At 73.8% G+C, this 21229-nt stretch carries 17 protein-coding genes; 13 read left to right on the top strand and 4 right to left on the bottom strand.

Annotated elements, in window-relative coordinates:
- Positions 1–2: 2 nt before the first annotated feature.
- From GA0074696_RS02690 to GA0074696_RS02660, 7 genes are all read left to right on the top strand, one after another.
- Positions 3–2840 carry a hypothetical protein gene (locus GA0074696_RS02690; protein ID WP_088959623.1) on the top strand — a complete coding sequence of 946 codons (2838 nt, stop codon included), beginning with the start codon at positions 3–5 and terminating at the stop codon, positions 2838–2840.
- A gap of 202 nt (positions 2841–3042) precedes the next feature.
- Positions 3043–3669, top strand: a complete 627-nt coding sequence (locus GA0074696_RS02685) for a TetR/AcrR family transcriptional regulator (protein WP_088959622.1) — start codon at positions 3043–3045, stop codon at positions 3667–3669.
- A gap of 192 nt (positions 3670–3861) precedes the next feature.
- On the top strand, positions 3862–5229 hold the full coding sequence (locus GA0074696_RS02680; RefSeq protein ID WP_088959621.1) for an acetyl-CoA carboxylase biotin carboxylase subunit: 1368 nt from the start codon (positions 3862–3864) through the stop codon (positions 5227–5229).
- Positions 5230–5388: 159 nt separating this feature from the next.
- Complete coding sequence (locus GA0074696_RS02675; RefSeq protein ID WP_088959620.1) at positions 5389–6309, top strand: hydroxymethylglutaryl-CoA lyase; 921 nt, start codon at positions 5389–5391, stop codon at positions 6307–6309.
- A 187-nt stretch (positions 6310–6496) separates the two neighbouring features.
- Positions 6497–8029, top strand: coding sequence for an acyl-CoA carboxylase subunit beta (locus GA0074696_RS02670; RefSeq protein ID WP_088959619.1), 1533 nt, complete (start codon positions 6497–6499; stop codon positions 8027–8029).
- Positions 8030–8102: 73 nt separating this feature from the next.
- Positions 8103–9257 (top strand): acyl-CoA dehydrogenase family protein, encoded by a 1155-nt coding sequence (locus GA0074696_RS02665; protein WP_088959618.1) that lies wholly within the window; start codon positions 8103–8105, stop codon positions 9255–9257.
- Between the two features lie 116 nt (positions 9258–9373).
- Positions 9374–12157 (top strand): ATP-binding protein, encoded by a 2784-nt coding sequence (locus GA0074696_RS02660; protein WP_088959617.1) that lies wholly within the window; start codon positions 9374–9376, stop codon positions 12155–12157.
- Positions 12158–12405: 248 nt separating this feature from the next.
- Here GA0074696_RS02660 and GA0074696_RS02655 read toward each other — a convergent pair whose 3' ends face one another.
- Positions 12406–12906 carry a MarR family winged helix-turn-helix transcriptional regulator gene (locus tag GA0074696_RS02655; protein ID WP_088959616.1) on the bottom strand — a complete coding sequence of 167 codons (501 nt, stop codon included), beginning with the start codon at positions 12904–12906 and terminating at the stop codon, positions 12406–12408.
- A 102-nt stretch (positions 12907–13008) separates the two neighbouring features.
- Between GA0074696_RS02655 and GA0074696_RS02650 the strand changes: the two genes are divergently transcribed.
- Together GA0074696_RS02650 and GA0074696_RS02645 are read left to right on the top strand one after the other, a co-directional pair.
- Positions 13009–13587: a YceI family protein gene (locus tag GA0074696_RS02650; protein WP_088959615.1), complete on the top strand. Its 579-nt coding sequence runs from the start codon at positions 13009–13011 to the stop codon at positions 13585–13587.
- Between the two features lie 241 nt (positions 13588–13828).
- Complete coding sequence (locus tag GA0074696_RS02645) at positions 13829–15307, top strand: glutamate--cysteine ligase family protein (RefSeq protein WP_088959614.1); 1479 nt, start codon at positions 13829–13831, stop codon at positions 15305–15307.
- A gap of 132 nt (positions 15308–15439) precedes the next feature.
- On the opposite strand, the gene GA0074696_RS02640 is transcribed toward GA0074696_RS02645, so the two are convergent.
- Positions 15440–16798, bottom strand: a complete 1359-nt coding sequence (locus tag GA0074696_RS02640) for a serine/threonine-protein kinase (RefSeq protein WP_197700806.1) — start codon at positions 16796–16798, stop codon at positions 15440–15442.
- 116 nt (positions 16799–16914) lie between these two features.
- On the opposite strand from GA0074696_RS02640, the gene GA0074696_RS02635 reads away from it, so the two are divergent.
- Entirely contained in the window at positions 16915–17595 is a 681-nt protein-coding gene (locus tag GA0074696_RS02635; RefSeq protein ID WP_088959613.1) for a PASTA domain-containing protein, read from the top strand.
- A gap of 102 nt (positions 17596–17697) precedes the next feature.
- On the top strand, positions 17698–18582 hold the full coding sequence (locus GA0074696_RS02630; protein WP_088959612.1) for a PASTA domain-containing protein: 885 nt from the start codon (positions 17698–17700) through the stop codon (positions 18580–18582).
- A gap of 13 nt (positions 18583–18595) precedes the next feature.
- On the opposite strand, the gene GA0074696_RS02625 is transcribed toward GA0074696_RS02630, so the two are convergent.
- Entirely contained in the window at positions 18596–19090 is a 495-nt protein-coding gene (locus GA0074696_RS02625; protein ID WP_088959611.1) for a hypothetical protein, read from the bottom strand.
- Positions 19091–19191: 101 nt separating this feature from the next.
- Positions 19192–19476 carry a hypothetical protein gene (locus tag GA0074696_RS02620; protein WP_088959610.1) on the bottom strand — a complete coding sequence of 95 codons (285 nt, stop codon included), beginning with the start codon at positions 19474–19476 and terminating at the stop codon, positions 19192–19194.
- Positions 19477–20099: 623 nt separating this feature from the next.
- Here GA0074696_RS02620 and GA0074696_RS02615 point away from each other — a divergent pair.
- Together GA0074696_RS02615 and GA0074696_RS02610 are read left to right on the top strand one after the other, a co-directional pair.
- Positions 20100–20981, top strand: coding sequence for a helix-turn-helix domain-containing protein (locus tag GA0074696_RS02615; protein WP_088959609.1), 882 nt, complete (start codon positions 20100–20102; stop codon positions 20979–20981).
- Positions 20951–21172, top strand: a complete 222-nt coding sequence (locus GA0074696_RS02610; protein WP_088959608.1) for a DUF397 domain-containing protein — start codon at positions 20951–20953, stop codon at positions 21170–21172. Before GA0074696_RS02615 ends, GA0074696_RS02610 begins: the two co-directional genes overlap by 31 nt.
- Positions 21173–21229 lie beyond the last annotated feature (57 nt).

The raw sequence follows: 21229 nt of genomic DNA, 5'->3' as shown, positions 1-21229 counted from the left end.
CCGTGAGCGACGACGACCTGTGGCGGCTGCTGCACGAGGCCCACAACATGCCGTACGGGGCGGGGCAGACCGCCGCGCTGGAACAGCTGATCCGGCGGGCCGACGCGGGCGACGACCGGCACCTCGCCTTCGCCGCCCGGATGCAGGCCACCACCGGGTACGTCTACGGCGGCGAGCCGGCGAAGTCCTTCGTGACCTTCTCCTGGTGCCTCGCCGAGTTCGACCGGGACCCGCAGCCCTACCACCAGCGCTTCGCCCACCAGCTGCTCTGGCACTTCAAGTACATGGTCAGCGCCATGCTGAAGTTCCCCGAGCTGCCGCTGGACCGCACCTACGCGGTGCTGGACGACATGGAGCGGCGCTACCGGGACACCGGGCACTCGCTCCAGGCCGTGTACAAGCACCGCTATCTGGTGGCGTCGCACCTCGGGGCGCACGACGAGGCGGCCGAGTGGTACCGCCGGTGGATGACCACCCCCCGCGACGCCCTCTCCGACTGCGCCGGCTGCGACCCGACCACCCAGGTGCACCACCTGTGTGAGGTGGGCCGGCACGACGAGGCGGTGGCCCTGGCCGAGCCGGTGCTCGCCGGCCGGCTCAGCTGCACCGAGCAGCCGCAGGCGATCCTCACCGCGCTGCTGCCGGCGTACCTGCGTACCGGCCGGTCAGAGGCCGCGCGGGACGCGCACCGGGAGGCGTACCGGCGGCTGCGGTCGAACCTCTCCGACCTGTGGGAGATCGCCGACCACGTCGAGTTCTGCACCCTGACCGGGAACGACGCCCGCGCCCTGGAGCTTGTCGAGCGGCACCTGGACTGGCTGGACCGGGCGCCCACCCCGGCCGCCGCCATGCACTTCGCCGCCACCGCCGCGGCCGCGCTGCGGCAGGTGCCGGGCGAGCTGACCGTGCACCGCCGGGCGTCCGGCGACCGGCCGGCCGGGGAGGTGCCGGTGAGCACCCTCGCCGCCGAGCTGACCGACACGGCGACCGCGCTGGCCGCCCGGTTCGACGGGCGCAACGGCACGGCGTACCAGTCGGAGGTGGTCGCCCGGCGGCTCGCCGTGCAGCCCGTCGGGGAGCACCTGCCGCTCTCGGCCAGCCTGCGTCGCCGCCCGACCCGCACCCCCGAGCCGGCCCCGGCCGACGCGGCCGGGGCGGAGCCGGTGCGGGTGCCGGCCGGGGCGAGCGCCGAGGACCTGCTCGCCCTCGCCGACGAGTGCTGGCGCACCCACCGCACCGACGACTGCGCCACCGTCCTCAAGGCGTACGACGAGCGCTTCGGCGACGCCGAGCTGCCGGCGGCCACCGTGGCACGACGGCTGGAGCTGCGCGCGGGCGAGCTGAACGACGACGGTGACCCGTCGGCCTCCATCGAGGCCAACCGGGTGGCGCTGGCCGCCTGGCGGGCGGTGCCCGACCCGGTGCGCGCCCAGGTGGTGTCCGGGCGCCTCGGCGCGCTGCTCTGCATGACCGACGAGGGCGCCGAGGAGGGGCTCGCGCTGGCCCGCGAGTCGGCCGACCAGCTCGACCGGCACGGCGACCAGCGGGAGCGGGCCGCCGCGCACGACCGGCTGGCCCTGGCGTACGTGCACCGGCAGCGCTGGGCCGACGCGCTGGACGAGATCGACCGGGCCGCCGCCGAGGCGGACGTCGACCCGTGGCTGGCGGCCCGGGTGGCGCTGCACCGCGCGCACGTCCTGGAGGAGCTGGACCGGGGCGAGGAGATGAGCGGGGCGGCCGAGCGGGCCCGCCGGCTCAGCCGCGAGGTGGGCTCGGCCGGCATGCTGGTCGCCGCCTGCCTGGCGTACGCCCGCTGGGCCGACGACCCGGCCGAGGCCGTCGCCGCCTGCGACGAGGCGCTGCGGGTGGCCCCGGCGAACGCCCGACTGGCGGTCCGGGTGGCCCGGGGCCGGGCGCTGCTCGCCGCCGACCGCGCCGCCGACGCGGTGGACGACCTGGCCGAGGCGGTGACCCTCTGCGTGGAGCAGGGCGCCGAGGGCGACGCCTTCCTGCGGTGGGAGCTGGCCAACGCCTACCGGGTGGCCGGCCGGCTGAGCGAGGCCGCCGAGGTGGCCGAGGAGGCGGTGCTCGGGCTGGACCGGCTCGGCGCCCAGGCCGAGGCGGACCGGTGCCGGCACCTGCTGGCCGGCGTCTACGAGGGCCTGGGCGAGATCGACCCCGCGCTCGCCCTGCTGGAACAGCTCGCGGAGAACCTGGACAGCCCGGACAACCTCCCGCACCGGGCGCAGGTGCTGGAGGAGGCCGGCGGCATCCTCTACGAGGCCGACCGGGACGCGCTGGCCGCGCAGCGGTTCGCCGCGTCGGCGTCGGCGTACCGGCTGGCGGAGCTGCCGCTGGACGAGCTGCGGGCCCGGCGGCGGCAGCTGCTGGCGCTCTTCTGGTCCGGTGACCTGCCGGCCGCTGCGGCGCTCATCGACGTGGTGGACGAGGCCGCGGCGGCGCTCACCGGGCTGCCCGAGGAGCCGCCCGTGGTGACGTACGAGCGGGCCCTCGCGGCCGAGGCGGTGGCCCGGGTGCTGACCGCCGAGGGCCGCGCGGTCGCGGCGCTGGACCGGTTGGACGGCGTGGCCGGCCGGCTGCGGTCGATCGAGGCGTTCGGTGAGGCGGCGCAGGTCGAACTGCTCACCGGTGACCTGCTGCTGCGCGGTGACCGGCCGGGCGACGCGGAGCGCCTGCTCCGCGAGGTGCTGGGCGGACTGCCGCCCGGCTCCCGGCCGGCCGGCCAGGCGGCCTGGCTGCTCGCCCGGGCCCTGGACGAGCTGGGCCGGTCGGCCGAGGCGGCGAAGCTGCGCGCCGACCATGGGATCGAGGAGGACTGACGGCGGTCGCCGTCCCGGGCGGCGGCGTCGGCGCTGCCTCGTCCCGGCCGGTCGGGCCCGGCTGACCCAGCCCGGTCCGGCCGTGCCGACTCGGCCAGGCCAGCCGGCCGGGGAGCACGCGGTGGGCCGGCGGCGGGGCGGTGAACCGACCGACGGGTAACCGAGCCTCCACCACGGCCGGTGCGCGGTCTAGGCTTGCCCGGTGGCGGTGGAGCAGCAGGCGCGGGGCGGAGCGAACGGCGCGACGGGCGCGGGCCGACGCCGGTCCCGTCGGGACGAGATCCTGGAGATCGCGGTCGGCCTCTTCGCCGCACGCGGCTACCACGGCGTGTCGATGGACGACATCGGCGCCGCCGCGGGCGTGACCGGGCCGGCGCTGTACCACCACTTCGCCGGCAAGGAGGCGATGCTGGTCGCCGCGCTGATCCCGGTCAGCGAGGGGTTGCTCGCCGGTGGCCGGGACCGGGCCGCCGGCCACCCGGACGACCCGCGTGGCGCGCTGGAGTCGCTGATCGACTTCCACGTCGACTTCGCGCTGGCCAACCCGGCGGTGATCGCGCTGCACCTGCACGAGCTGGACCGGCTTCCCGACGAGCCGCGTCGCAAGATCCGCCGACTTCAGCGGCTCTACGTCGAGGAGTGGGTGACCGTGCTGACCGCGCTGCACCCGGGGCTGCCCGACGGCGAGGCGCGGGTGCTGGCCCACGCCGCCTTCGGCCTGATGAACTCCACGCCGTTCCTCGGCGGCGAGGTCGACCGCCGCCGCCGCGCCGAACTGCTCCGCGCCGCTTCCCTCGCCGCCCTCCTCGCCCCCACCGACCCCGCCTGACCCACTCCGGCCCCCTCGCGGCCCGCCCGCTTTGGTTGATCAAGAAGTTTGGGTCAGGAATCTTGCTCAAGCCGACGCAAACTTCTTGATCACCGCGCCGATGCGCGCCGGTGGGGGCCGGGCGACTCGTGAGTAACCGGCGGCTCGTGGTTACCTGGCACCCGTCCCCACCCCTGGACGTCGGGAGGAAACATGATCGAGTCGCTGCTGGTCGCCAACCGGGGCGAGATCGCCCGCCGGATCATCCGTACCGCCAAGCGGCTCGGTATCCGCGCGATCGCGGTGCACTCGGAGGCCGACGCCGGCCTGCCGTTCGTCACCGAGGCCGACGAGGCGGTCTGCGTCGGCCCGGCCAACCCGGCGCAGAGCTACCGGAACGTCGAGGCGATCCTCGCCGCCGCCAAGTCCACCGGCGCGCAGGCGATCCACCCCGGCTACGGCTTCCTGTCGGAGAACGCGGACTTCGCCCGTACCGTCGAGGCCAGCGGCCTGATCTGGGTCGGGCCCGGCGCGGACGCGATCACCGCGATGGGCGACAAGATCAATGCCCGGAACCTGATGGCGGCGGCCGGTGTTCCGGTCGCGCCCGGCACCACCGACCCGGCGGCCGACCTGGACGCGGCGGTCGCGGCCGCCGCGGAGATCGGCTACCCGGTGATGGTGAAGGCCGCGGCCGGTGGCGGCGGCATGGGCATGGGCGTGGCCACCGACGAGACCGCGCTGCGCACCGAGTACGACAAGGTGCGCTCCTTCGCCGAGCGGATGTTCGGCGACGGCTCGGTGCTGATCGAGCGGTACTTCCCCCGGGTACGCCACGTCGAGGTGCAGATCCTCGGCCTGGCCGACGGCCGGGTGGTGGCGCTGGGCGAGCGGGAGTGCTCGGTGCAGCGGCGCAACCAGAAGCTGGTCGAGGAGTCCCCGTCGCCGGCGGTCTCCCCCGAGCTGCGCGAGCGGTTCCTGGCGGCGGCGGTACGGGCCGGTGAGGCGGTCGGCTACCGCAACGCCGGCACGGTGGAGTGCCTGTTGGTCCCGCGTCAGCGGGACTTCGAGGAGGATGGCGCCGGCTCCGAAGAATTTTTCTTCCTGGAGATGAACACCCGCCTCCAGGTCGAGCACCCGGTGACCGAGCTGGTCTACGGCGTCGACCTGGTGGAGGAGCAGCTGCGGGTGGCGGCCGGCCTGGCGCCGACGTTCGACCCGGACGCGCTCGCCCCGCGCGGGCACGCCATCGAGCTGCGGATCAACGCGGAGGACCCGAAGCGCTTCCTGCCCGGACCCGGCGCGATCAAGACCTGGGTCGAGCCCACGGGCGAGGGCGTCCGCGTCGACTCCGGCTACACCGAGGGCAACACGGTCACCCCGTTCTACGACAGCCTGATGGCCAAGCTCATCGTCAGCGGCGCCACCCGCGCCGAGGCCATCGAGCGCGCCCGGGCGGCCGTCGCCGCCTTCGACCTGACCGGCCCGAAGAACAACCTCCCCTTCTTCGCCGAACTCCTGGAGAACGACGAGTTCCTCTCCGGCGACTACGACACCGGCATCGTCTCCCGCATGCGCTGACCCCCCCTGACCCCGGTCGATCATGAAGTTGTCGCCCCGACCCCGAGCCATCGGCGCGGGCGACAACTTCATGATCGACGGGTGGGGTGCGGGCGGGCGGTGCGGAGTGGGAGGGTGGGGGAACCAGCACAGCACTACGTCACAGTGAGGTGACCCCTTATGGCGGAACTGCCGGACTTCGTCTCCATTCGTGAGGTCGCGCCGCGGGACGGGCTCCAGAACGAGGAGCCGATCCCCACCGACGCCAAGGTGCGGCTGCTCGACGCGCTCTCCAGCACCGGCGTCAAGCGGATCGAGGCGGTGTCGTTCGTGCACCCGAAGGCGATCCCGCAGATGGCCGACGCCGACGAGGTGTGGCAGCGCGCCACCCGGGCCGAGGGGGTGCACTACTCGGCCCTGGTGCCCAACACCCGGGGTGCGCAGCGGGCCCTCGCGGCCGGGTTCACCGAGATCGAGGTGGTCGTCTCGGCCAGCGACACGCACAACCGGCGCAACGTGAACCGCTCGACCGAGGAGTCGCTGGACGACATCGCCGAGCTGATCGACCTGCTGCACGGCGCCGGCGCCCGGGCCGAGGTGATCGTGGCGACCAGCTTCGGCTGCCCCTACGAGGGCGACATCGACCCGCAGCGGGTGGCCGGCATCGTCGACCGGGTCGTCCGCGACGGCGCCGACCGGGTCGCGTTCGGCGACACCACCGGCATGGGTACGCCCCGGCGGGTCCGCGAGCTGGTCACCGCCGTCCGGGACCGCAACGCGCACATCCCGGTGCTGCTGCACTTCCACAACACCCGGGGCACCGCCCTGGCCAACCTGCTGACCGCGCTGGAGCTGGGCGTCACCGAGTTCGACGCCAGCGTCGGCGGCCTCGGCGGCTGCCCGTACGCCCCGGGAGCCAGCGGCAACCTGGCCACCGAGGAGGCGGTGCACATGCTGCACGACATGGGCATCGCCACCGGTATCGACCTGGACGCGCTGATCGAGGCGGCCGAGCTGGCCGAGGAGCTGGTCGGCAAGAAGCTCTCCTCCGGGGTCCTGCGCGCCGGCCCCCGCACCCGGCTGACGCCGCTGCCGACCTGACCCGCCCCTTCCTCGCCGTGATCAGGAGGTGTGCACCGCACGCCTCCTGATCACCATGTTCGAGCGGCGGGTCGGCCGCCGGTTGGCGGGTCGCCGGAGGGTGGCCCGATGCGCTAGCCTAACGATCGTTCAGGTCAGTCGGTCCGCTCACGAGGTGGCCCGGCCACAGGCGGTTGAGGGAGTCGGCGTGACGCTCGACGGTGAGGCACTGGAGCAGCTGCGCAAGCGCGCCCGGGCCGGCGGTGCGGACAAGTACCACGCGGCGAACGCCGCCAAGGGCAAGCTTTTCGCCCGCGAGCGGGTCGCGCTCCTGGTCGACGAGGGTTCCTTCGTCGAGGACGGCCTGTACGCGAACGCGATGGCCGACGGGCTGCCCGCCGACGGCGTGGTCACCGGCACCGCCACCATCGACGGCCGGCAGGTCTGCCTGATGGCCAACGACTCGACGGTCAAGGCCGGCAGCTGGGGCGCCCGGACGGTCGAGAAGATCATCCGGATCATCGAGCGGGCCTACTCGACCGCCGTGCCGATGGTCTACCTGGTCGACTCGGCCGGCGCCCGGATCACCGACCAGGTCGACCTGTTCCCGGGTCGGCGCGGCGCCGGCAAGATCTTCTGGAACCAGGTTCGCGCCTCGGGTTCCATCCCGCAGGTCTGCGCCCTGTTCGGACCGAGCGCGGCCGGCGGGGCGTACATCCCGGCGTTCTGCGACGTGGTGGCCATGGTGGACGGCAACGCCAGCATGTACCTCGGCTCGGACCGGATGGTCGAGATGGTCACCGGCGAGAAGACGACGCTGGAGGCGATGGGCGGCGCCAAGGTGCACTGCGCCGAGTCCGGGGTCGGGCACTTCCTCTGCAAGACCGAGGCCGACGCGCTGGACGTGGTGAAGCGCTACCTGTCGTACCTGCCGGCGAACTGGCAGCAGCAGCCGCCGTCGGCGCCCGCCCAGGAAGCGCCGGAGAAGGCCGACCTGGCCGCGCTGGTCCCGGCCAGCGAGCGGCAGGCCTTCGACATGCGCCGGTACGTCAAGGGCCTGCTCGACGACGGCTCGTTCTTCGAGATCCAGGCGCTCTGGGCCAAGGAGCTGACGATCGGCTTCGGCCGGCTGAACGGCGAGGTGGTCGGCGTGGTCGGCAACAACTCGATGTTCAAGGGCGGCGTGCTCTTCGTCGACTCGGCCGACAAGGCGACCCGGTTCGTGCAGCTCTGCGACGCGTTCAACGTGCCGCTGCTCTTCCTGAGCGACGTCCCCGGCTTCATGGTCGGCAGCGCGGTGGAGAAGCAGGGCATCATCCGGCACGGCGCCAAGATGATCACCGCGATCTCCGAGGCGACCGTGCCGAAGATCTGCGTGGTGGTCCGCAAGGCGTACGGCGCCGGCCTGTACGCGATGGCCGGGCCGGGCTTCGAGCCGGACGCGACCATCGCGCTGCCCACCGCGAAGATCGCGGTGATGGGGGCGGAGGCCGCGGTGAACGCCGTCTACGCCAACAAGATCGCCGCGATCGCCGACGAGACCGAGCGGGCCGCCTTCGTCGCCGCGAAGCGCGAGGAGTACGAGCGGGACATCGACGTCGTCCGGCTCGCCAGCGAACTGGTGGTCGACGCCATCGTCGAGCCGCACGAGCTGCGCGCCGAGCTGGTCCGCCGGTTCGCCGCCGTGCGTACCAAGGACCGGCACTTCTCCCGGCGCCGGCACGGCGTCACTCCGGTCTGACCCGGCCCCTCAGTCCGCAGCACCGTCCCGGCGTCACGAGCGCCCGGGCGGCACGTCCACACAGGAGGATCAGATGGACTTCCGGCTCACCGAGGAACAAGAGGCGCTGCGGTCCAGCGTGCGGGACTTCGCGCGTGAGGTGGTCGCCCCGGTCATCGCCGAGCACTACGAGAAGCACACCTTCCCGTACGAGGTGATCCGCCAGATGGGCAAGATGGGCCTGTTCGGCCTGCCCTTCGGTGAGGAGCACGGCGGCATGGGCGGCGACTACTTCGCGCTCTGCCTCGCCCTGGAGGAGCTGGCCCGGATCGACTCCAGCGTGGCGATCACCCTGGAGGCGGCGGTCTCCCTCGGCGCGATGCCGATCTACCGATTTGGTTCTCCGGAGCAGCAGGCGACCTGGCTGCCGAAGCTGCTCAGCGGCGAGGCGTTGGCCGGCTTCGGGCTGACCGAGCCGGGCACCGGCTCCGACGCCGGCGGCACCCAGACCCGCGCGGTGCTGGACGAGGCGACCAACGAGTGGGTGATCAACGGCTCGAAGGCGTTCATCACCAACTCGGGGACCGACATCACCGCGCTGGTCACCGTCACCGCGGTCACCGGCACGAACCCGGACGGCTCGAAGGAGCTGTCGACCATCATCGTGCCGACGGGGACGCCGGGCTTCACGGTGGCGCCGGGCTACTCCAAGGTCGGCTGGACCGCCTCGGACACCCACGAGCTGACCTTCGACGACTGCCGGGTGCCGGCGGCGAACCTGCTCGGTGAGCGGGGTCGGGGCTTCGCGCAGTTCCTGCGCATCCTCGACGAGGGTCGGATCGCCATCGCCGCGCTCGCCGTCGGCCTCGCCCAGGGCTGCGTCGACGAGTCGATCAAGTACGCGAAGGAGCGGCACGCCTTCGGCCAGCCGATCGGCAACTACCAGGCGATCCAGTTCAAGATCGCCGACATGGAGCTGAAGGCGCACACCGCCCGGCTGGCGTACTACGACGCCGCCGCGCGGATGCTGGCCGGTGAGCCGTTCAAGCGGCAGGCGGCGATCGCCAAGCTGCACGCCAGCACGATCGCGGTGGACAACGCCCGCGAGGCCACCCAGATCCACGGCGGCTACGGCTTCATGAACGAGTACCCGGTCGCCCGGTTCTGGCGGGATTCCAAGATCCTGGAGATCGGCGAGGGAACCTCGGAGGTGCAGCGCATGATCATCGCTCGCGACCTGGGCGTCTGATCCGGCCCCCGGCCCCTGCCGCGCCGCCGCACGGTAGGGGCCTGTCGGATTCCGGCGCGTCGGCTGGACGACGCACCCGTGTCGACCGTCGTATCCGGTCCGTACCCTTCGTGGCCATGACACCGGCTCATGATCACCAGTTGGCGCCGGGTGGTCGTACCCCGCTGGCGGAGCTGTTGCGGGGGCATCGGCTCCGAGCCGGTCTCACCCAGGCCGAGCTGGCCCAGCGGGCCGGAATCGGCGTGCGGACCGTCCGTGACCTGGAGCGCGGCCGGTCCAGCCGGCCCCAGCGCACCACCGTGGAGCTGCTCGCCGACGCGCTCGGCCTCACCGACGGGCCCCGCGCCGCCTTCCTCACCACCGCCCGTGGACGGGTCACCATCCCGGCCGTCGCCGCGGACCCGGGCCGCGCGCCGGCCGCCGGGTCCGCGCCCCGCGAACCCGACCCCTCGGGTACGCCGATCGCGCTCCCGCCCCCGGTCGAGCTGATCGGGCGGGAGCGGGACCTGGCCGACCTCGCCGCGCTGCTCACCACGGACCAGTGGCCGCCGGTGGTGACCCTGGTCGGGCTGGCCGGCGTGGGTAAGACGGCGCTGGCCCTGGCGGTGGCGCACGAGGTCGTCGCCGCGTATCCCGGCGGCGTGGCCGGCGTGCTGGTCGGCGAGGGTTCCGACGCCGCCGACGTGCTGGCCGCGATGAGCGCCGTGCTCGGCGCGTCCCGCCTGCCCGACCTGGCCGTCCGGCTGCGCAACCGGCCGGCGTTGCTGCTGGTGGACGCGGCCGAGCGCGCCCCGGACCCGCTGGCCGAGGCGTTGCGGCAGCTCACCGACGCGATGCCGAGCCTGCGGGTGCTGGTGACCGGGCGGCACCCGGTGGGCGTACCCGGGGAACTGGTCCGCCCGGTGGCGCCGTTGGACGTGCCCCCGGCCGACGCGGTGGACGCCGCCGACCTGGCCCGCTACCCGGCGGCGGCGCTCTTCGCCGCGCGACTCGCCCGGGTACGCCCGGAGCCGCCCGACCCGCGGGAGCTGCCTGCGCTGGCCGCCCTGGTGCGCCGGCTCGGCGGGCTGCCGCTCGCGATCGAGCTGATGGCGGCCCGGGGCCGGATCCTCGACCTCGACGAACTGCTCGACCGGTACGGCGACCGGGTCCTCGACCTGGCCAGCCCCGACCTGGGCCGGCGCGGCTGGGAGGCCGCCGAGCCGGCGGGGTCGGGCCGCGCGCGGGCGGCGGTGGCGGTGACCCTGCGCGAGGCGGTGGCCACCAGCTACCGGTTGCTCGCCGCCTCGGAGCGCGCGGCCGTGCGCCGACTCTCCGCGTTCGCCAACCGCTGGTCGGTGGAGTTGGCCGAGGAGCTGCTGGCCGACGAGGCCGATCGGGACGGCGCGGTCGTCGTCGACCCGGTCCCGCTGCTGGACCGGCTGGTGGAGCTGGGGCTGCTCAGCGTCCGGGGGGCCGGTCCGTTCCGGTTCCGGTTGCTCGACGCGGTCCGGGACTTCGCCGTCGAGCGGGCCGCCGGCCTGGGCGAGCTGACCGCGATCCGCCGCCGGCACGCCGTCGTCGTGGCCCGACTGGTCACCCGGACGGCACCGGACCTGGTCGGGGCGAAACTGCCCGCCGCCGTACGCCAGCTCGACGAGGCGACCAGCGACATCAGCGCCGCCCTGGCGCACGCCGCCACCGACGACCCGCTCACCGCGCTGCGGCTGGCGGCGGCGCTGACCCGCTGGTGGCGGCTGCGGGGGCGGGACGTCTCCGGGCGGCAGTGGCTGCGCCGGCTGCTGGCCGACCCGCGTACCGCCGACGCCGACCCGGTGCTACGGGCCTGGGCGCTGCTCGGCGTGGCCCGGCTCGCCGCCGAGCACGGCGCGGGGGCGCAGGAGTTGCCGGCGGCCCGCGCGGCGCTCGACGTCTTCGCCGCACACGCCGAGGTCACCGGCGAACTGGAGGCCCGGACGGTGCTCTGCGCGCTGCTCGTCGCCACCGGCGAGCACGACGAGGCACGCGAGCAGGCGCAGGCCGTGCTGGCGCTGGCCACCCGGCATGGCCGGGTACGCGACATGGCGGTGGCCCAGAACAACCTCACCTGGCACGAGATCCGCCTCGGCGACCTGACCGGCGCCCGGCGGCGGCTGGCCATCGTCGACCGACTGGCCGCCCAGTGCGACGAACGGCGGCTGCGCCTGCTGGCCCGGGCCAACCTGGCCGACGTGGCCCGCCTCCAGGGCCGGTACGCCGAGGCGGTGGAGCAGGGCCGCCGGGTCGCCGGCGCGCTCGCGGACCTGGGCGACCCGGGGCACCGGCGCCGGGTGCTCGGCACGGTCGGCCTGGCGCTGGCCAGGGACGGTCGGCTGGACGAGGCCGTCGACGTGCTGGCCGAGCTGCGGGCGGAGGCACGCCCGGTGCCGCTCGGGTCGGGTCCGGCCGTCCCGGTCGACGGACCCTTGGCGGTCGCCTCCGTGCCGCGCCGCGAGGTGGTCCCGTCCGGATCCGCGCTGCCGGACGGTCCGGTCCCGGCCCGCTCCGGGCCGGTGTCGTCGGGAGCTGTGGTGCCGTCGCCGTCCGGGTCGGCCCGGCCCGGGTGGCCGGTGGGGCAGGGGCGCGCGGGCACGGCGGTGGCGACCCCGCAGCCGGAGGAGGGGATCGTCGCCCTGATCGAGGGGACGGTGGCGCTGCACCGGGGCGACCGGGAGTTGGCCGCGGAGTGGTTCGGGGCGGCGGTGGAAGCCGGGGTCGACGGGCAGTACCGGCGGGACGTGGTCGAGGCGTTGGTGGGGTTGGCGGCGAGCACGGGCGACCCGGCCGTGCTGGACCGTCTCGACCGGGCCTGCCGGGAGAGCGGGATCCGCCTGCTGCCGTACGAGCAGGATCTGCTCCGCGGGCTCCGTCCGGTCGGCTGAGGCCCGCCCTGGCTGCTGCCGGCTCGCCCCGTGCGGCCGCCGGGGGCGGGGGAGGCGCGAGCGAACAAGCCCCCTGATGACACCCCTCGCTCAATCGCTCGCGCCGGCACCCCCCCAGGTGCTCCCCCCGCGCTGGACGAAGGCTAGTCACCCGTGACGTCCGCTTTGCGCGGCTTCACGGGCTTGTCCCGCCGGCGTGACCAGTTCTGCCGGTGGTTCTGCCGGTAGCGCGAGGCGGGGTGCCGGCGTCAGGCCGCCGGTTCGTTGGCGTGGGCCGGCTCGGTGCTGCCGGCGGTCGCCCCCGGGTGGACGGCGTCCCGCACCCGGCGCAGGCCGTCGAGCATCGCCGCCAGCGCCGCGGGTTCGAGCTGGCCGGTGAACCACTGCTCGATGATCCGCAGGTGACCGGGGAGGGTCTCGTCGAGGCGCTTCAGCCCCGACGGGGTGACCACCGCGTACGAGCTGCGGCGGTCGGACGGGCAGGCCCGGCGGCACAGCAGGCCGTCGCGTTCCATCCGGTCCACCACGCGGGTCACCCCGCTGGTCGACAGCGAGGTCTGCGCCGCCAGGTCGGTCATCCGCAGTTGGTGCCCGGGGGACCGGGCGAGCCGCATCAGCACCTCGAACTCGACGGCGGAGAGGCCGTGCTCCTCGTACTGGTCGGCGAACCGGGCCGACAGCCCGGCGTACGCCTCGACGAGGAGGCCGACGGCGGTGATCCGGGGGTCGTCGAACACGTTCTGATCCACCTGGCCATCCTAACAGTGCTTGACACGGGGAATATTGTTGCGGTTATAGTTGCTACGTCAGTCGTTGGGCTTCTAAACAATCTCTTCCCTGGAGGACGCACCATGACCAGCACCGAGTCGGTTACCCGCGACTGGGAGGGCCTCACCGTCCCGACCGCCGGCACCTACCTGCTGGACGCGGCTCACAAGCGGGTCGGCTTCGTCGCCCGGCACATGATGGTCAGCAAGGTACGCGGCGAGTTCGCCGACGCCTCGGCGACCATCACCATCGCCGAGGACCCGATGCAGTCCTCGGTCGCCGCCACCATCCAGGCGGCCAGCATCAGCACCGCCCAGGCCGACCGGGACGCCCACCTGCGCAGCCCGGAGTTCCTGGACGTCGAGGCCTTCCCGACGCTGGAGTACCGCAGCACCGGTGTGAAGTCCCGGGACGGCAACGAGTTCGTGCTGCTCGGTGAGCTCACCATCAAGGGCGTCACCCGGCCGGTGGAGCTGGACGTCGAGTTCGAGGGCGTCGGCCGCAGCCCGTTCGGCCAGGACATCTTCGGCTTCTCCGCGAGCACCGAGATCGACCGGGAGGACTTCGGTCTGACCTGGAACGTGGCGCTCGAGACCGGCGGCGTGCTGGTCGGCAAGAAGATCAAGATCGAGATCGAGGGTGAGGCCGTCCGTCAGGCCTGATCCTGCGGACCCCTCCCGGCAGGCCCCTGCTCTCCTGAGCAGGGGCCTCGCCCCGTCTCCGGGTGCAAATTGTCACGAATTATTAGTCAGCCGCGCCGGTGCCCGCGGTGGCCGCTGGGTAGAGAGGGCCACAGCGCGTATTCGTGGGGCCACTGGCCCTGGGGAGGTGGCGCTCTTACCGTGGTTGTTCACAACGCGGGCGGGACGACACGGTCCCGCGCGCCTCGCGCCGGGAGGGCACATGGGTAGGGACGTCGAGCAGGGCGCCTTCTCCCGGGAAGACCGGGTCCGCTACCGGCAGAAGGTTCGGCGCAGTCTGGACGTCTTCGCGCTGATGCTGGACGACTTCGGCTTCGACGCGGACCGGCCGATGACCGGCCTGGAGATCGAGCTCAACCTGATGGACCCGGCGGGTGAGCCGGCGATGCGCAACGAGGAGATCCTGGCCGCCATCGCCGACCCGCTCTTCCAGACCGAACTCGGCCAGTTCAACCTCGAACTGAACGCCGCGCCCCGGCTGATCGAGGGCAGCGGGTTCGCCGAGTACGAGGCCGACCTGCGCAGCAGCCTGACCCGCGCCGATGAGCGGGCGGCGAAGTCGGACGCCCGGATCGTCCTGGTCGGCATCCTGCCCACGCTCACCGAGCGGCACCTGGTGGTGGACAACCTCTCCACCAACGAGCGCTACCGGGTGCTCAACGACCAGATCGTCGGCGCCCGGGGCGAGGACATCGAGCTGGACATCCGGGGCGTGGAACGGCTCCAGACCCACACCGACTCGATCGCCCCCGAAGCGGCCTGCACCAGCCTCCAGTTCCACCTCCAGGTCGCGCCGGACAGCTTCGCCGACTACTGGAACGCCTCCCAGGCGATCGCCGGGGTCCAGGTGGCGATCGGCGCGAACTCCCCCTTCCTCTACGGGCGGCAGCTCTGGGCCGAGACCCGGATCGCCCTCTTCGAGCAGGCCACCGACACCCGCCCCGACGAACTCAAGGCCCAGGGCGTACGACCCCGGGTGTGGTTCGGCGAGCGCTGGATCACCTCGATCTTCGACCTGTTCGAGGAGAACGTCCGGTACTTCCCGCCGCTGCTGCCGATCTGCGAGGACGAGGATCCGGTGGAGGTGCTGCACGCCGGCGGGGTCCCCCAGCTCTCGGAGCTGCGGTTGCACAACGGCACGGTCTACCGCTGGAACCGGCCGGTCTACGACATCATGAACGGCCGCCCCCACCTGCGGGTGGAGAACCGGGTGCTGCCGGCCGGCCCGACCGTGGTGGACATGCTGGCCAACGCCGCCTTCTACTTCGGGCTGGCCCGCGGGCTGGCCGAGTCGGACCGGCCGATCTGGAGCCAGCTCACCTTCAGCTCGGCCGAGGAGAACTTCCACGCCGCCGCCCGGCGCGGAATGGACGCCGTCCTGCACTGGCCCCGCCTCGGGGACGTGCCGGTGGCCAAGCTGGTCCTCGACACGCTGCTGCCGACGGCGGCGACCGGGCTGGACCGGTTCGGCGTCGACCCGGCCGAGCGGGACCGGCTGCTCGGCATCATCGAGCAGCGCTGCCGTACCGGCCGCAACGGCGCGGTGTGGCAGACCGAGGCGGTCTGGGCGGCCGAGCGGCACCGGGGCATGGACCGCGAGGCGGCCCTGCACCACATGGCCCGCCGCTACGCCGAACTCCAGCGCAGCAACGAACCCGTGCACACCTGGCCCGTCGACTGACCCACTCCTCGTCACCGGGCCGCCCTGGCGCTGCACTTTCACGGAAAGAGTGGCTATTCCGCGTCGGATAGCCACTCATTCCGTGAAAGTGCCTTCAATCCTGGGCCGGGTGTGGCCGCGAGTGGGCGGCGGTCAGCGGGGGCGGCGGGACGGGCGGGTCCGGGGGGCGGTGGCCGGTGGCGCGTCCGAGGGGTCGGTGGTCTCCGGCGTCGGGTCGGGGGCGGTCTCGTCGGTGGAGGTCGCCGGGTGCGCGCCGGAATCCCGGGCGGGAGGGGTGGCCCGGCCGCGGCGGGCCGGGCGGGTCCGTCCGGTGCCGGTGGTGGGCGAGCCGTCGTCCGGGCGGCCGGTTTCGTCCGGCCGGGTGTCGGCCGGGGCCGGTTCCGCACCGAGCGGATCGGCGAGCGCTGTCCCGTCCGGTCGGGTCGCGGTCTTGGTCGCCGTGCCGACCGTCGGTCGGGTGGCCGCGCCGGAGCCCGGGTCGCCCGTGAGGCCGGACGGGCCGGGGGTGTCGAAGGGGTCGCCGGCCGACGCGAGGTCGCCGTCGAACCCGCGGTCGTCCAGGTCGCCGGTGCGCTGCCGGGGCACCACCGCCGGGCGAGCGGCCGTGCGCCGTTCGGCGCGCTGGGCGAGCGCGGCCACCAGCACCGAGCCGGCCGCGCCGACGAGCACTGCGTACGGCGCGACGAAGTGCGCCGAGACCTGCGCGGGGGTGACCTCGGCCAGCCGGGGCACGGCGACGAAGTAGGCGACCGCGACGAGCAGTGGACCCGCCGCACCGGAGACGGCCGCGCCGAGCCGACCCTCCTCCATCCGGGCGGTACGCCGCGCGGCCAGCGCGCCGATCAGCAGCGCCGAACCGGCGGCCAGCAGCATCCCCGGCCAGTAGACGTAGTCCCGCAGCCAGAAGCCGGCGCTGTCGGTGCTGATCTGCCAGATCCCGAGCTGGGCGGTGGTCAACCCGCGTCCCGCGAGCACCCCGTCCGCGACCGACACCACGGCGAGCAGCCAGATCCAGCCCACCGTGGCGATCACGTTGGTCGCGACGGCCCGCGTGTGCAGCGCCCAGATCGCGGTCAGCAGCCCGACCAGCACACCGACCGCCGCGTACCCGGCGGCCAGGCTCTGTGGCGAGAAGGTGTCGGGCACGGTCGCCGCCCGGGCGGGCACGGCCACCAGCAGCACCGTGATCAGCGCGCCCACCGCGCCGGCCACGGCGAGCGTCATCCGGCGCAGCGTGCCGCCCGGCGCAGCGCCGTCGTGTCCCCGTTCCTCCAGCCGCTGGGCGCAGACGGCCCCGGCGATGGTGGAGACGGCCGCGATCCAGGTCGCCCAGGCGAGGCTGGCGTACCAGGCGGCGCCGGCGGCGGCGGGCTCGGCCGGTGCCCAGTCGATGACGCCCAGCCCGTAGGCGAAACCCAGTTGTGCCGCACCCACGCCGGCAGCGACGCCGACCGCGGTGGCGACCGATCCTCCCCAGCCCAGTCTGGCCATGCCGGGGAGCGTAGCGTCCCCTGGTCGGCGCGGCGAGCCGTGTAACGACCGGAACGACGTGCGGTGACGGCTTGGCGCCGCCCGGTACGGTCGCTGGTGACGAGGCGGAGAGTGCGATGAGCGACGGACACACCCTTCTGGACACTCCGGAGCCGGGGCCGCGGGGACGCGCCCCGCTGCTGATCGGCGGCGGGCTGGCCTTCGTCCTGCTGGCCACCGTGGGTGCGACCGCCGGCTGGGTGCTGGCCGGGCCGGATGAGCCGTCCCCCACCGATCCGCCGGCCGCGGCCGCGTCGACCGCCCTGACCTCGGCACCCGCCCCGACCTCGGCCGCCCCGTCATCGGCGCCGCCGGTGACCGTCGCGCCGACGACCCCCTGGACCACCGCACCCGCCGCGTCGAGCAAACCCCCCACCGGGTACGTGACCGTCCCCGACCTGGTCGGCGACGGCTTCGAGGGGGTACGCAGCGACCTGCGGGACCGGAAGCTGGGGTGGCGGCTGATCTTCGGCACCGGGTTGGGCGAGAAGGTCGAGCGCCTGGACCCCGCCCCCGGCACCCGGGTGAGCCACGGCACCACCGTCAAGGTGTACGTCGCCGGGCCGGCGCCGGAGGCCGAGGTGCCCGATCTGGACGACTACGACTGCGCCGACGCCGCCGCCACGATCGTCGAGCGCGGTTTCTACCCGCGCTACCGCACCGGCCGGGTCGGCAAGGTCCGCTCCCAGGATCCGGAGCCCGACGTGACCCGGCACTGGAACGACGAGGTCGCCATCTCCTGCGGCGGCGAGGAGTAGGCGCGGGCGGGTCGCCGCGCCGATCCCGGCGGCTGGTGATCCCGACCGTTACCGTGGACCGTCGAGGGCCACGACGCCTGCCCCGGTGGGAGAGGACGTGCGATGAGCGACGACCGCCAGGAGCCCGCCGACGACGCGACCCGCCCGCTGCCCTCCGATGACGACCGGACCCGCCCGCTGCCCCGCGCCGGCGACGGGCAGCCGCCGGGCCGCCCCACCCCCGAACCCTTGGACGCCACTGCCCGGCACGAGCCGCTGGACGCCACTGCCCGGCACGAGCCGCTGGACGCCACTGCCCGGCACGAGCCGCTGGACGCCACTGCCCGGCACGAGCCGCTGGACGCCACTGCCCGGCACGAGCCGCTGGACCGGACCCGGCCGCTACCCCCGACCGGCGCCGGGGAGCAGACCGTGCCGGCCGCGCCACCCGTCTGGTCCGGGCGGGCCGGGGTGCCACCGCCGCGTCCGGCCGACTACCGGGAGCCGGTCGAGTGGTACGGCGAGGAGCAGCGTGGACGTCGCTGGTGGATGCCGATCCTGCTGGGCATCCTGGCGCTGTTGCTGCTCGCCGCCCTCGGCACGGGGATCTGGCTGGTGCTGCGGGCGGTCGACGAGCGGGACGAGGAACCCGCGCCGCCGGTGCCGACCAGCGCGCCGGTGACCACGGCCGCGACCAGCGCCGCCCCGACCACCGAGGCGCCCAGCACGCCGGCCACCACCGCAGCCGCCCAGATCCCGGTGCCGCCCCTGGTGGGGCTGCCGCGGGCGTCGGCCGAGCGGATCCTGGACCGGCTCGACCTGTCGCACCGGGTGCGGACGCGGGAGTCGTCGGAGCACCCGCCGGGCACCGTGATCGAGACCGACCCGGAGGCGGGTGAGCTGGTCGACGCCGGTGACCGGGTGACGTTGGTGGTGGCCGCCGCGCCGCCGACGGCGTCGGCGACCCGGACGGTCGAGCCGACGCCCGAGGTCACACCCACCGGCTAGGAGGCTGTCGGGCTCACCACATCCGGCGTCGCGTGCCGACCAGTCCCAGCCCGGCCAGGGAGATGGTCAGGCCGAGCAGGCCGGAGTAGAAGAGGGACTGGCTGAGGGCCTGCCGGGCGTCGGCCGTGGAGGAGCCGGCCAGGGCGGCGTCGCCGCCGGTGCCGGGCCGGGATCCGGCGCCGCTGTGGGGATCCGCCGAGGCGTTCGCCTCGGGACCAGGTGCGGTGTCGCCGTACCGGTGGTCGTCGGGTGCGGCGAGGTCGGCCGGGTAGTCGGAGTCGTCCTCGTAGCCGGGGTACCCGACCACCCCGGGAGGTGGTGAGTTCTGCTCGACCACGGTGATCTCGGGAGCCGGAACCGGCTCGGCCAGCCGGGTCGCCGATTCGGCTGGATAGCGCACCACCACCACGAGGACGGTGACGGCGCCGACCAGCGCCAGCAGCCCGAAGGCGTAACCGATACGGGACCTGTGGTGCCGCCGCGCGGCGGGCATATCGACCATGGCCATCCCAGGTTCAGGGTCCGGGACGCGCGGGGTGGTGACTTTGCCGGGGTGGGCGTACCGAGTCTATGGCGACGGCACGCCCCCCGACCGGGTAATGGCGGAGGTCAGCCCACCGCCACCGGTGCGCGGCTGATCGTCCGTCGGGTCCGTACGGTGTGCTGGCGCGGCACGGGTGCCGCCTGGAGCTGCCGGACACCGGCCTCCTGGACGAAGATCGACCGTCGGTTGATCGCGTCCCCCGCCGCGTTCAACTCGTAACCGTCGAGCCAGAGCCAACCGTCGTAGGTGGGCCAGTCGAGCACCCGGATGACCCGGAACGTGATGGGTCGGATGAACTGGACACTCGCCGCGCGAGTCACGTGCAGTACGTCACCGGAGCGGGGAAGCACATGGGCTCCTGGGGAGGGTATGGCCGGCGGTGCCGGACGGAGGTTATGGGGGAAGATTTCTGGTCCCGGTGACGGGATCGTGCCCCGCCGGCCGGTGGATCGGTGGCGGTGGTCGGGCCGTACCCGCTGTGGCGGACCGCCACCCGACCATCACCGTGCTGCTCCCGGTTACCGCTCCCACCGCCGCAGCCATCGGGCGTGCAGCGGCGGGGTCATCATCCCGGGGCAGGTCTCGTCGTCGCAGCTGGACCGGGTCGCCCGGCCGTCGTCCCGCCGCCGGTGTCGTCGCCGGACCGGGGAAGCGTGGGGAGACGGTGAGTAACCCGAGCCATACGGACAGAGTGCATCAGGGACGTGCGACATGCAAGTTGCACGTCGACTTTTGCCGATACGCGAGCGCGACACGTGAACGAGACGCTTGATGACGCCGACCCCGGACCGGCACACTGGACGCCGGTTTCGCCCGACGCGGCCGGTCGACGACCGGCACCATCCCTGCCGCGAACGATCGCCCGCCGTTCGTCGCGCCTCGGCGGGTGTCGACGCAGGCGCGAGCCACCGGGAGGTAACCGGGTGAGCGCGAGGAACGGGGAACACGGCCCGGTGAGCCGCGGGGTGCCGCGGTGACCGAGCGGCGCAGCCCCACCATCCGGCGTCGCCGGCTGGGCGCCGAACTGCGCCGCCAGCGCGAGGCGGCGGGGATCACCATCGAGACGGTCGCCGAGCAGCTCGAGTGCTCCGCCTCGAAGATCTCCCGGATCGAGACCGGCCACACCTCCGCGACCCCGCGGGACGTCCGCGACATGCTGCGGATCTACGGCGTGGTGGGCGTCGAGAGCGACGAGCTCGTGCAGATCGCTCGGGAGGCCCGGCAGAAGGGCTGGTGGCACCCCTACAGCACCGTGCTGGTCGGGGCGTACGTCGGCCTGGAGGCGGCGGCCAGCTCGATCCGGGCGTACGAACAGCAGGTGGTCCCGGGCCTGCTGGAGACCGAGGAGTACGCCGGGGCAATGATCCGGGCGGCCCGCCCGGACTTCACCGTCGACCAGGTGCAGCAACGGGTGCGTGTCCGTCTGGGCCGTCAGTCGTTGTTGACCCAGGACGATCCGGTCGATTTGTGGGTGGTGCTCGATGAGGCGGTGCTGAGCCGACCGGTGGGCGGCGACGCGGTGATGCGTGGTCAGCTCCAGCGGCTGGTGGAAGTGGCGGAACTGCCGAACGTGACGCTTCAGGTCCTGCCCTTCGAGGTGGGCGCGCACGCCGGCATGGACGGCACCTTCACCATTCTCAGCTTCCCCGAACCGAGTGATCCCGATGTCGTGTACGCGGAGAACGCCACGGGTGGGCTCTTCCTGGAGAAGAGCGACGAACTGCAGAAGTACAGCTTCATCTTCGATCACATTCGAGCAGCGGCCATGCGCCCGGAGGAATCCATAGCTCACATCGCGAAACTGGTAGAGGAGCCGCTGTGGAAATGGCGACCAAGGAGTTCCCCGTGGACCTGAGGCACGCGACGTGGTTCAAGAGCTCAAAAAGCGGGCCGAACTGCGACAACTGCGTCGAGGTGGCGTACGTGACCGGGGCGGTCGGCGTTCGGGATTCGAAGGACAAGGCGGGCCCGGCCCTGGTCTTCGCTCCGGGAGACTGGCACGCCTTCGTCGCCCGGACACGGAGCGGCGGGTTCGTCCAGCACTGATCGACGCAACGTGGCGTTGACGACGGGTCGGCCGGGGATCTACCCGGCCGGCCCGTC

Source organism: Micromonospora purpureochromogenes, assembly GCF_900091515.1.
GTDB lineage: Bacteria > Actinomycetota > Actinomycetes > Mycobacteriales > Micromonosporaceae > Micromonospora > Micromonospora purpureochromogenes.
The sequence above is the reverse complement of the archived record's forward strand: the minus strand, read 5'-3'. Positions and strand labels throughout refer to the sequence as shown.